Source organism: Frankia sp. CcWB3, assembly GCF_977927595.1.
Window position 1 is genome coordinate 1 of sequence record NZ_CDWRCK010000138.1, and the last position, 11,570, is coordinate 11,570.

Sequence of the window (11,570 nt, forward strand, 5' to 3'; positions counted from 1 at the left end):
GGATGCGGGGGTGGCGGAGATGGGGGCGTCGTGACCTCCGATCGGCGGCAGGAGTCATCCCGACGCCAGCTCGACGCCGCCCGACGCAGGGCCGAGATCCGCGCGTTCATCCGCACGCACCACCCGGATCGGGGAGGTGATCCACAGGCGTTCGCCGCCGGCCTGCGGGCCCTGCGATCCGCGCCGGACGGGCCGGCTGGGCCGGACGCGCTGGGTGTTCCGGGCGTCCGCCTCACCACCCATCATCGGCCCACCGCCGCGGGCATCCTGTTCGCCTGGGTTCGCGGTCGCGGGCGCCGGTGTCCCGACTCCGCGCGCCGGTGGTGGTCGTACCGCTGGGTGCGGTTCGGCCCCGGCCGTGGTCCTCGGGTGCGCTGAGGCGACACCGGGTCCGCGGGACCGCACCCCGGGCCCGGTTCCATGTGACGATCACGCGGGACGCCCCTCGATCTGCCGGTCCAGAGGGGCGGACCGGGTACCGCGGCCGCAGGATGGGCCGGGCTGGATGGGCCGGGCTGGATGGGCTGGGAAAGGGGAAGAGCCACATGCGATCGAGCGCGCTTGGCCTGATCATCGGTCTGATCGCCGGACTCGCCCTCGCCTTCGGGGGCTTCGGCGAGTTTCTGATCGTGCTGGTCTTCGGTGCGATAGGGCTGGTTATCGGCAAGGTGGTGGATGGTGATCTCGATATCACCCGTTACGTGGGCGGTGACCGGCGTCGGGGGCGGCGGTGAACGAGAGGGAGCGTGTGCGACCGGGCCGTCCCGCGGGTAGGCGGTCAGGGGCCGGTTCCCTGCGGGTGGCGGACCGGGTTGTCGAGAAGATCGCGGCCATGGCGGCGGCGGACGTTGTCGGCGTTACCGGACCGCCACGCAGATTCCCGCGCCGTGGCGGCGCGCGGCGTCGTGGGCGTGCCGGGCGGCCACGGGTCTCGGCGAAGATGGAGGGAGCCACCGCCCGGCTGACGATGTCGTTCTCCGTGCGTTACCCGATCCCGGTCACGGAGACGGCCGAGCTGGTCCGTTGTGAGGTGCGGGACCGGGTCGCGGCGCTCACGGGTGTGCGCGTGGCACACCTGGACATCGAGATCCCGTCGCTGTCCTCCGATGGGTAGCGGCCATCTTCTGTCCCGCCGGTTCGCGTTCAGAGCACGGGTAACAAGAGCACGGGTAACAGGCAAGGCTGGGCTCGGTGAGGGGAGGGTGCCGTGTGGGTGGGGCGTAGGATCGTTGCCGGACTGCTCGCCGCGCTGACCGCGGCCGCCGGGGTCATCACCGTCATCGAGATCGTGGCTGCGGCCGGCGGTGGCAGGGGCTACGCCGTGGTCGACTGGCCGGCGTGGGCGGACGGCCTGGCGGGCACGGCCTGGTCCTCCGGGGCGGTCCGACTGGCCGCGGGGATCTGCGTTCTGGTCGGCCTGCTGCTGATCTGGCTCGGAGCGCGGCGCGGAACGCCGTCCCGACTCACCGTGCGGCGCAGCTGCGCGCAGACCATTGTCTTCGTCGAGCGGCGAGGGCTTGCGCGGGCGCTGAGCTCCGCCGCCCTGACCGTCGACGGGGTGCGGGCCGCCCGGGTTCGGGTCCGTGACCGGACCGCCGACGTCCGCCTGCGTCTTCGGCCGCGTGCCGCCGGTGGCGCGCGGGAACGCGCGGGTGCCGTCCTGGCCTCCTTGCTTGCCTCCTTCGAACTGGCTGAGCCGCTCGAGCTGCGCATCCAGGCGACCCCACCGGCCGCGGACCGGACCGTCAACGGGGCGGGACGGACCGGTGGCGGTGCGGCATGACCGAGACACGGGCAGCGGGAGGGCAGACCGCCGAGGGCCGCTCGGCGGGTGGCGGGGTACCCACGGAGCCCGGCGGTGGGCCGGCCGGGCTGTCCGAGCCACCGCCCGACCGCCTCAACCGGGTCGCCCTGGTCGGAGTCGGGTTGCTCTGCCTCGCGGCCGGTGTTCTCGCGTTGCTGGTGGGGGCCGGTGCGTTCGGAGACGGCGTCGCCGACGAGGCGGTGCTCGATGCCGACACCCGTTCCTACCCGACCTCCCACACCTGGTTCTGGCTCGCCGTGGGGATCGGTTCCGGGCTGGTCGTCCTGCTCGCCCTCGGGTGGCTTCGGGCGCAGACGGCGCTGGCGGCGCGGCGCCGTGGACTCTACGTGACGGATGATGCGCTCGGCGGTGTCCATCTGTCCGCCGCGGCACTGACCGACGCCGTCGAGGACGACGTGTTCGGGATCGCGGGCGTCGAGGCGGTGCGGGCGGTGCTGCGTGGCCGGCGGGAACCCGTGCTGGAGATCGCGGTCACCGTTGTCCCGGGGCCGGGGGTCGCCGGCGTGCTCGACGACATCCGTGGCCCGGTGCTCCATCGAGCCCGGACCGCGGTCGGTCGTCCGCGGCTACCCGCCAAGGTGGAGGTCCGCCCCGCTGCCACCATCCGGCCGCAGGTGCGCTGAGGTGCGGCCCGGCGTGACCGGGCAGGGTGACCAAGGCCGCGACGCACCAAGGGTCTTGACAGAACGGGGTCGTTTCCCCCTTGCCGTGGCGCGTCCGGTACTGTGAAGGACCGCGCCGCGGTGGTTCCACCGCCCTCCGGCGCCGGATCCCCAGTTTAGGAAAGGATGAGCGCCGCCATGTCCGAGGTCCGCATCGCCGCGGAGCCGCGCACCGAGTTCGGTAAGGGCGGGGCTCGTCGCACCCGTCGGGCCGGCAAGGTCCCGGCCGTTCTCTATGGTCACGGTAAGCCGCCGCGTCACATTGCGCTGCCCGCACACGACCTACTCCACGCCTTCAAGACCGACGCCGGCACGAACGTCCTGTTGACGCTCGAGCTGGCCGAGGGGACCGAACTCGCGCTCGCGAAGGACGTCCAGCGCCACCCGATCAAGGGCAGCTTCGAGCACATCGACCTCGTGCTCGTAGCCCGGGGCGAGAAGGTCGTGGCCGATATCCCCGTGCAGGTGATCGGGGAACCACACCCGGACACCCTGGTCGACCAGCAGGTCACCACGATTGCGGTGAAGGCCGACGCCACCCGGCTGCCCGGCCCGATCGAGGTCGACATCACCGGGCTCGAGCCGGGTACGAGCATTTTCGCCCGCCAGCTGGTGCTGCCGGCCGGCTCCGAGCTCGACGCCGACACCGACCTGGTCGTCGTGCAGTGCCTGGCCAAGCGGACGAACGCTCAGCAGGAGGCCTCGCTCGGCGAGACTCCGGTGGCGGAGGAGGCCGGCGTCGCGAGCGCGTCCGTCTAAGCGGATCCGCTCCATCGCCGATGTTGTCTGCCGATGGTAACCATCCCGGCCGACGATGGGCCCTGGCTCGTCGTCGGCCTCGGCAATCCCGGACCGACCTATGCCGGCAATCGGCACAACGCCGGCTTCATGGTCGTGGACCTGCTCGCCGAGCGGACCGGGTCGCGGCTGAAGTCGCACCGTTCCCGGGCCGATGTCGCCGAGACCCGCCTGGCCGGGGCGCGGGCGGTCCTCGCCCGCCCGCTCTCCTTCATGAATCTCTCCGGCCATCCTGTCGCGGCGGCCCGGAGCTTCTACAAGGCCGAGGTCTCCCGGCTCATCGTGGTGCACGATGAGCTTGACATCCCCTTCGGGGCTGTGCGGCTCAAACGCGGCGGTGGGGACAACGGCCACAACGGTCTGCGGTCCATCTCCTCGGCGCTCGGGACACGGGACTACCTGCGGGTCCGGGTCGGCATCGGCCGTCCGCCCGGCCGGATGGATCCGGCCGACTTCGTGCTGCGGGACTTCACCCCGACCGAACGCCGTGAGCTGCCCCTCCTGCTCGAACACGCGGCCGACTCGGTCGAGATGCTCATCGCCGACGGTCTGGAGCCCGCGCAGAACCGCTATCACGCGTTGCTCTGAACCGCTCGACGGACACCGCGTGTTTCTGCCGGTCCGGTGGGCACTCCGGGTGCTTGGGTACTTCAAGTGTTGGTGTGGATGCGAAAGGTCAACGGCATGGCCGGTTGCCGGGAAACCGGGGGGCGGAGGCTTCGTGCACTGGCATGAGGGGGAGAGAAAGGGCGGGCGAGCGCGGAGGAGTGCCGGATGCTGGCGTTGACGGCGGGCCCGCCGGCCGATGGTCGGGCGTACAGCGTCGTGGCCCTCGGGGCACACGCGGACGACGTGGAGATCGGCGCCGCTGCCACGATCATGCAGTTGCTGGCCGCCCATCCGGAGGCCGCCGTGCACTGGGTGGTCTTCTCGAGCGAGGGCGAGCGCGGCTCGGAGGCGGAGGAGAGCGCGCGTGAACTGCTCGGCTCCTCGCTCGGTTCGCTGCACCTGCACGAGGTCCGGGACGGTTTCCTCCCTCGGGAGTGGAGCGGGGTCAAGGAGGTCCTGCTGCAGATCGCCCGCCAGGTCACCCCGGACATCGTGTTCGCCCCGGCGCTCGCGGATGCCCACCAGGATCACCGGGTGCTCGGCGAGCTGGCGTGGCAGGCCTTTCGCGGGGCGCTCATCCTCGGCTACGAGATCCCGAAATGGGAGGCCGACCGGCTGTCCCCCAGCCTGTACGTCCCGATCCCCGAGGAGAGGGTCGGGGCAAAACTCGACCATCTCAAACGTCATTTCCGCAGCCAGCAGGACCGTGCCTGGTTCGACGACGAGACCTTCCGCGCAACCCTGCGGCTGCGCGGCGTCGAGTGCGGGACGCGCTACGCGGAGGCGTTCGACGCCCGCAAGGTGATGCTCACCTTCTGATATGTCTCCCGCCCACCGGTCTCCCGCCTACCACCCTCCTCCGTCGGCCCGGTGAGGCCCGGCGGGAGTGGCCCGGCGGGAAGGACTCAGGCTGGCGTCAGATGTTCCTGGATGCGACCGATGAGTGCCGCGTGGTCGAGTTCCTGTAGCACGTAGGCCCGGCCGGCTGTTCCGATCTCGGCCGCCTTCCAGGGCTGTTCCAGCAGGCCGCAGGCGGCGTCGGCGAAGGCCCCCGCGTCCTCGGCGACGAGGAGGTGGGTACCGGGCGTCCAGCCGAGGCCGCGGCTGCCGGTGGGTGTACTCACGACTGGCGTTCCCGTCGCCATTGCCTCGATCGCCTTGATGTTCACGCCGGATCCCGAACGCATCGGGTTCACCGACAGGGTGGCCGTGGCGAGGTAACCGGCAACGCTCGGCACGTCAGTGTGCAGCTCCACGCCCTCGAAGCCACCGAGCCATGCCGCCAGGCCCTCCTCCGGACGCCGCCCCACCACCTGGAAGGTCGCGTCGGGATGGCGGACCCGGATCGTCGGCCAGCAGCCGCCGAGGAACCAGCGCAGGGCTTCGATGTTGGTCGGGGTGTCCAGCGAGCCAACAAAGATCAGCTTCTTGCCGGCGCCGTCCCGAGGTGCCGGCTTCCGGCCCGGCGGGGCCGACCCGGTCGGCTCGGTGCCGGTCGGCTCGGTGCCCGTCGATGCGGTGAGGGCACCGACAGGCAGGAACGGCGGCAGGTGGAACGTCGGGATGCGCGCCCGCGTACGCCGCCAGTTGTGGTCTTCCAGCGAGATGTCCGCGATGCAGGTGATGAGCGGAGAGTGGTGCATCGAAAGCTCCGCCAGTCGCAGTTTGTGATACTCCAGCTCGTAGGCGACGGTGCGCGGCCCCGAGCTGTTGCGGGCCAGCACCCGGAAGAACTCCGAGTCGACGTTGTGCGCGCGCACCAGATGTGGCAGCTTCCAGATCCGGGCGACCTCCTCGCCGAGATGCGACGTCCGGCAGCTGTAACTGATCACGGCGTCGGCTCGTGGCGGCGTCGACTCCAGCGCGCGGCGCAACGGGCCGACCGGCCGGGAGGCGTGCATGAATGGCCGGGCCGTCAGGTGTGCCCGTGGGCTGTCGTCACGAGGCAGCCGGATGACGGCCGAACCCGGCACGGCCTCCTCATACGCGGCGATATCCAGGTTCTCCCGGGAAGGCACCAGGACCTGCATCCGAACGCCGGCCGCGGAGGCCGCGGTGAGGAAGCTGAAGGTCTCCACCCGCCCGCCCGCGTCCGCTGGGAGAAACGGTTCCTCGACAACGACGATCCAGCGCGTGGAGTCGCTCACCGGACAACTGTAACGACCGTGGGGTTGGGTAACGACTGCGGGCTCGGTACTCGTGCGGGGTGTCGCGGACAGTTGCAGGTAGATGACAAGAGTGTCGTGAGGTGAAGGTGGGGTCGAGGTGCGCGCATGTCCGCCGGGGGGTCCATCCGATTCCGCGGGACGACTTTGGCGCGGTGCGGGTGCCACGGCTGCGCGGCGTCATGGCGTCATGGCGTGTCATGGAGTCAATGGCGCCGTACCGCAAAGGACGGAGCCGTTGGTTGTGGCTGACCGGCGGAACGCTACGGTAACCGCTATGACAGGTGTCCGGACCATCGGTCGAGGTGCCGCCGTCGCGGCGCTGGGAGCCACAGCCGTTTACGGTCACGTTTTGTATCCGATCTATATCGGATTGCGCAGCCGTGGCCTGGAGTCGACGGCACCGCCGGACCCTGAGATCTGGCCGGGATTGAGCGTGGTCGTCTCCGCCTATCGCGAGTCGGCGGTGATCGGGGCGAAACTGGATGAACTCACCGGCACGGACTATCCCGGGCCGATGGAGATCATCGTCGTGGCCGACGATCCGGAGACGGCCGAGGCCTCGCGCCGGCCCGGCGTGCGGGTGCTGTCGTCCGGGGAACGCCTCGGCAAGGCGCGGGCGGTCAACCGGGGAGTCGCCGCCGCCACCCACGAGCTCGTGGTGCTCACCGATGCGAACGCCGTGCTCGCGCCCGGTGCCCTGCGGGCAGCCGCCCGCCATTTCACCGACGAGACGGTCGGCGCGGTGGCAGGGGAGAAGCAGGTCGACGATCCCGACGGCGCCCAGGGCTTCTACTGGAAGTTCGAGTCCTGGCTGAAGCGCCGCGAGTCGGCGACCGGCGCGACCATCGGCGTGGTCGGCGAGATGCTGGCCTTCCGCCGCCAGGCGTTTCGGCCCCTGCCCGCGGACGTGGCCGTCGACGATGCCTGGCTGGCTCTCGACATCCTCGAAGGGGGGCTGCGGGTCGTCTACGAACCCGAGGCGTACTCGATCGAGTCGTCGAGCCCGGACTACTCGGCGGAGTGGGAGCGGCGGACCCGCATCGTTGCTGGCAACCTCGACATGCTCTGGCGGCGCCGGGCGGCGCTGGTGCCCGGCGCGCTGCCGGTCACCCCGCAACTGTGGGGCCACCGGCTGGTCCGCTCGTCGTTCGGCCCGTTGGCGCAGGTCGTCCTGGTGGGGCTCGCCCTCCCGGCCGCCCGCCGGAGCTGGATCGCCCGGCTGTTCCTGGCGGGCAACGCCGTCGGCGCTGTGAGCACCGCGGCGCTGCTGACCGGGCGCACGCCGCCCGGTCCGACCCGCCTGGTCGCGCAGGTCTTCTTCCTCCAGGCCGTCGCGCTCGGCGGGGTGCGGCGCTTCGTGGCCCGGGACCGGCCCGCCGTCTGGCCCAAGCCGGAGCGGCCGGCCGTGGCCTCCGCGACGTCACCGGCGCCCACGGGGCCGGTCCCGCCACCGGGGCAGACGACGCCGCCCGGCCCGCCGACCGAGCTGGCCCCGGCCGGCAACTGACGCCGCTGACGCCGGCCGGAACCGGCTTTGGCTGGAGAACCCACCTCGGCCCGTCACCGGCTACGCCTATCGAAATACCATCCCGCCCTGGGGCGGGAATACCGTGTGGTACAGGACCGCAGGACCGCAACACCGCACGAGGCGTGGACATCCACCTGAGTGCGCGTCAGCACACGCAGTGAGGAGCGTGCCGCCATGTCCGTCGAGAAGCCCAACTGGTCCAGGTGGCAGTACGAGCTGGTACTGGTCAGTTTTCACAGCCGTGGCCAGCTCGAGCAGCTCTTCGCGACCCTTCCGTTGGACATGCCGGTTGTGATCATCGATAACGCCGAGGGCGTCGACCGCGTTGACGAGCTGATCGCGGGCCGGCCCAACAGCCGTTACCTTGACTCCGGCGGCGGCAAGGGATTCGCGAAGGCCGCCAACATGGGCATCCGTTCGTCGCGCTACGAGTACGTGGTGCTCGGCAACCCGGACAGCCGGCCCACCGTGGAGGTCATCGACACGCTGGTCGACGACCTCATCGCCGATCCCGAACTGGTGACCAGCGCGGCCACCATGAAGGGGCACGACGACAAGCCCGAGCTCGGTAACGGCGGCTGGGAGCCGACGCCCCGCCGGGTGCTGCTGCACGTGCTGGGAGCGCACAAGGTGGCGCCGAGCTCGGCGCTGTTCGCCCGGCCGACACCGGGCCGCCCGATGAACCCCGAGTGGCTGACCGGCGCCTGCATGGCGGTCCGCCGGTCCACCTTCCTCGAACTAGGTGCCTTCGATGAGACGTTCTACGTCTACAACGAGGACATGGCGCTCGGCCGGGCGATCCGTGAGGCGGGGCTGCGGCAGAAGCTGCGCACCGATCTGCTGGTACCCCACGGGGCGGGAGGTTCCGGGGCCGGTAAGACGTGGATGCTGCAGATGCGCGGTGCGTCCATGGTGCGTTATCTACGTAAGCACAATGCGCCGGCCCGGGTGAACGTGATGCGCTCGATGCTCGTCGCCGGCTACGCCGGGCGTACGGTGCTCTCTCGAGCCCGGGGCAGGAAGGCAGTGGCTGACGAGCACGCCGCATATATCAAGGGCCTGCTGGTCGGGCCGCCGGCCAAGTAGCCGCGCCCGTTCCCTCGTTCGTTCCCTGCCTGTTCAGCGGGCTGGCTGTCCGATTCGTCCCTCTGGACAGGCAGGGAAGTGAACTCGGTGGTCCCGGGCTCGGTGGTCCCGGGCTCAGGTGAAGCGGGCTACCCGCCATTCCCGGCGACCGCGGCGGACCAGGATGACCGAGCCGTGCAGCAGATCCTTGGTCCCGACGGTGGCTTCCACGCCGACCCGTTCCCCGTTCACCAGGACCGCACGGTTGCCCAGGTGCTCGCGCGCATCCCGCTTGCTGTTGGCGAGGCCGGTGGCGATCAGCAGATCGACGACCGGCCAGCCGTCCTCCTCGAGCCGGGCGGCCGGCTCCTCGACCGTGGGCACGTCGGCGAAGACGTCGGAGAGCAGATCCGCGCCGATCGCCTTCACGTCCCCGCTGAACAACGCGGTCGACGCCGCCTCGGCCGCGTCGACCGCGGCTTGGCCGTGCACCAGTGCGGTGATCTCCCGCGCCAGGTGACGCTGCAACGCTCGCCTGCCCGGAGCCTCGGCGTGCTCGGCGAACAGCCGCTCCAGCGGCTCACGGTCGATGAGCGAGAAGAACAGGGCGAACCGGCGTGCCTCGTCGTCAGACAGATTGATCACGAACTGGTACAGGGTGTAGGGCGAGGTGCGGTCGGCCGAGAGCCAGACCGCTCCCTTCTCCGACTTGCCGAACTTCGTGCCGTCCGAACGCAGCAGCAGCGGGCAGGTCAGCCCGTGTACCTGGGTGCGCAGCACCCGTCGCACGTAGTCGATCCCGGCGACGATGTTGCCCCACTGGTCGGAGGCGCCCATCTGGAGGGTGACCCCGTGGCCCTCGCACAGGCGGCGGAAGTCGTACGCCTGGAGCAGGGAGTAGCTGAACTCGGTGTAGGTCAGGCCGACATCGGGATCGTCCAGCCGCCGGCGCACCGAGTCACGGCGGACCATCTCGGTGACGGGGAAGTGCTTGCCGACGTCCCGCAAAAATTCGATCATCCCGAGTCCGCCGAGCCAGTCGGCGTTGTCGACGAACTGCGGGAGCTGGCCGGAGTCCAAGGCCCGGGCGAAGACGGATTCCATGATCTCCTGTTGTCCGAGCATGTTTGTCCGTACCTCCTGGGCGGTGAGCAGGCTGCGTTCCACCGACTTGCCCGACGGGTCGCCGATCAGACCCGTGCCACCGCCGAACAGGGTGACCGCGCCGATCCCCGCCCGTGCGGCCCGGATCAGCAGGGTCATCGGCAGCAGGTTGCCGATCGTCAGCGAGGGGGCCGTCGGGTCGAAGCCGATGTAGCAGCGCCGCCGTCCGCTGTCGAGGTGCTCCCGCAGTTCGGCGGGATCGGTGCTGTCGTGGAGGAGTCCACGCCAGGACAGCTCGTCCAGGAGCGCGTGTGTCATGGGCCCATGGTAAAAGTGGCGCGCCGGTCCACCGTGTCACGGCGAGATCACCCGGTAGGGGAGTGCGGGCGGACGCGGCTGCCCGTGCGGCCGGGCCCCGCCCGCGCCGCGCGCTGCCAGGCGTACAGCAGATGTGTCACGATCCCGAGCAGGACGCCCAGCGAGGCCGCGATGCCGAGCCCGGCGGCCCAGGCCAGTGGCGAGAGTTCCGACGAGCCCGGGCCGGCTGCGCCGATCTGACCGGTGCTCGTCGGACCGGTGCTCGTGAGCGTGGCGTCGTCCCCGTGGGTCGTCGCGTCGTCGGCGGATCCCCGGGCCTGCCCGCCGGGCATGATGCGGCCGGCGGCCGGCGCGGGCCCGCCCACCCCCCAGCGCGTCGGTTCCGACAGCAGCGGATTGGTCCTGACCACCGGCACGGCCCGGGTCAGCGCCGCGACGGGGTCGACGATGCCGAAGCCGAACTCATCGTCGCGGCCAGGAGGGCCCGCATCCCGCGCGGTGTAGACGAGCCGCTCGATGACGTTGGGTGCGTCCAGGTCCGGCTGGGCGGCCCGGATGAGGGCGACAACGCCCGCGACGATCGCCGCGGAGTTCGAGGTACCGCCCCCGGTGTCCAGGCCGTCCGGGGAGACCCTGGTCGGGACGGGGGCCCGGATACCGGGGGCCGGCGCGGCGATGACGGCCCGCGGCCCGCGGGCCGATTCCCGCCAGAAACCATCAGCGGCCGTCGATCCGGTCACCGCGACCACTCCCGGGATGCTGGCGGGGGAGTTGATCGCGGTGTCGCCGGACTCGACGTTCCCCGCCGAGGCGACCACCACCACGTCGTGCGCGAGGGCGTAGCCGACCGCCTTCTCCTCGTCCGGGGTCGCCGCCCCCGTCGAGCCCAGGGAAAGGTTGATGACGTCGGCGCCCAGGTCGACCGCCCGGCGGATGCCGATCGCGACCTTCTCCGAGTTCGTCTCGGCGCCGGTCGAGACGGGCAGGATCTTGGCGGCCGGGGCGATGCCGCGGACCTCGGGCCGGCCGTTGTCGTTGCGACCGGCGATGATGCCCGCCATGGCGGTGCCGTGCCCGTTCGGATCATTGTCGCGCCAACCGTCCCGCGCCGCCCCGGGACCGATACCGGTACCGGGAAGCAGCTGACCCCACAACTTGGGCTGGCTGGCGTCGACCCCGCCGTCGATGACGGCCACCACCGTGCCCGCGCCCTGGCTGATCCGGTGTGCCTGGGCGAGTCCCAGGACAGCGTGGTACCACTGCGAGCCTCGGGCGGGCGCGATCGGAGCCGGGTCGGGCCCGGCCGCGTGCGGCGGGACGACGGCGCCGGCCGGAGCGGTCGTCATCACGAGGCCGACCAGCAGGCCGAGCATGGCGCGGTGGTGCATGAGGGGGTCCTGCCTCCGGGGCTACCGCTCGGCGGGCGTGGCTGATCGTGTCCGGTTACGCGCCCTGTTTGAGGAAGTTTTCCACATTGCATGGTCTAGGTCTGT

Annotated in this window: 13 protein-coding genes; 10 read left to right on the forward strand and 3 right to left on the reverse strand. The window is 71.1% G+C overall.

Features of this window, described 5'->3' with window-relative positions:
* The 8 genes from ACY5KJ_RS12020 to ACY5KJ_RS12055 all read left to right on the forward strand — a co-directional run.
* Positions 1-378 (forward strand): hypothetical protein (locus tag ACY5KJ_RS12020; RefSeq protein WP_462203373.1); only part of this gene is annotated, 378 nt, incomplete at its 5' end.
* 167 nt (positions 379-545) lie between these two features.
* A complete protein-coding gene (locus ACY5KJ_RS12025; protein ID WP_462186371.1) occupies positions 546-734 on the forward strand; it encodes a DUF2273 domain-containing protein in 189 nt (62 codons plus the stop codon).
* On the forward strand, positions 731-1,114 hold the full coding sequence (locus ACY5KJ_RS12030; protein WP_462186372.1) for an Asp23/Gls24 family envelope stress response protein: 384 nt from the start codon (positions 731-733) through the stop codon (positions 1,112-1,114). Before ACY5KJ_RS12025 ends, ACY5KJ_RS12030 begins: the two co-directional genes overlap by 4 nt.
* Positions 1,115-1,213: 99 nt before the next feature.
* Positions 1,214-1,783: a DUF6286 domain-containing protein gene (locus tag ACY5KJ_RS12035; RefSeq protein WP_462186373.1), complete on the forward strand. Its 570-nt coding sequence runs from the start codon at positions 1,214-1,216 to the stop codon at positions 1,781-1,783.
* Entirely contained in the window at positions 1,780-2,448 is a 669-nt protein-coding gene (locus ACY5KJ_RS12040; RefSeq protein WP_462186374.1) for an Asp23/Gls24 family envelope stress response protein, read from the forward strand. The genes ACY5KJ_RS12035 and ACY5KJ_RS12040 overlap by 4 nt, the downstream gene beginning before the upstream one ends.
* A 177-nt stretch (positions 2,449-2,625) precedes the next feature.
* On the forward strand, positions 2,626-3,246 hold the full coding sequence (locus ACY5KJ_RS12045; protein ID WP_462186375.1) for a 50S ribosomal protein L25/general stress protein Ctc: 621 nt from the start codon (positions 2,626-2,628) through the stop codon (positions 3,244-3,246).
* A gap of 33 nt (positions 3,247-3,279) precedes the next feature.
* A complete protein-coding gene (pth, locus tag ACY5KJ_RS12050; protein ID WP_462203374.1) occupies positions 3,280-3,873 on the forward strand; it encodes an aminoacyl-tRNA hydrolase in 594 nt (197 codons plus the stop codon).
* A 186-nt stretch (positions 3,874-4,059) separates the two neighbouring features.
* On the forward strand, positions 4,060-4,713 hold the full coding sequence (locus ACY5KJ_RS12055; protein WP_462186378.1) for a PIG-L deacetylase family protein: 654 nt from the start codon (positions 4,060-4,062) through the stop codon (positions 4,711-4,713).
* A gap of 86 nt (positions 4,714-4,799) precedes the next feature.
* Here ACY5KJ_RS12055 and ACY5KJ_RS12060 read toward each other — a convergent pair whose 3' ends face one another.
* Entirely contained in the window at positions 4,800-6,041 is a 1,242-nt protein-coding gene (locus tag ACY5KJ_RS12060; protein WP_462186379.1) for a glycosyltransferase, read from the reverse strand.
* A gap of 370 nt (positions 6,042-6,411) precedes the next feature.
* Here ACY5KJ_RS12060 and ACY5KJ_RS12065 point away from each other — a divergent pair, with 370 nt between their 5' ends.
* On the forward strand, positions 6,412-7,569 hold the full coding sequence (locus ACY5KJ_RS12065; RefSeq protein WP_462203375.1) for a glycosyltransferase family 2 protein: 1,158 nt from the start codon (positions 6,412-6,414) through the stop codon (positions 7,567-7,569).
* A gap of 195 nt (positions 7,570-7,764) precedes the next feature.
* On the forward strand, positions 7,765-8,676 hold the full coding sequence (locus tag ACY5KJ_RS12070; RefSeq protein WP_462186381.1) for a glycosyltransferase family 2 protein: 912 nt from the start codon (positions 7,765-7,767) through the stop codon (positions 8,674-8,676).
* 114 nt (positions 8,677-8,790) lie between these two features.
* On the opposite strand, the gene tyrS is transcribed toward ACY5KJ_RS12070, so the two are convergent.
* Together tyrS and ACY5KJ_RS12080 are read right to left on the reverse strand one after the other, a co-directional pair.
* Entirely contained in the window at positions 8,791-10,077 is a 1,287-nt protein-coding gene (gene tyrS, locus ACY5KJ_RS12075) for a tyrosine--tRNA ligase (RefSeq protein WP_462203376.1), read from the reverse strand.
* 47 nt (positions 10,078-10,124) lie between these two features.
* A complete protein-coding gene (locus tag ACY5KJ_RS12080; RefSeq protein ID WP_462186383.1) occupies positions 10,125-11,465 on the reverse strand; it encodes a S8 family serine peptidase in 1,341 nt (446 codons plus the stop codon).
* Positions 11,466-11,570: the final 105 nt, after the last annotated feature.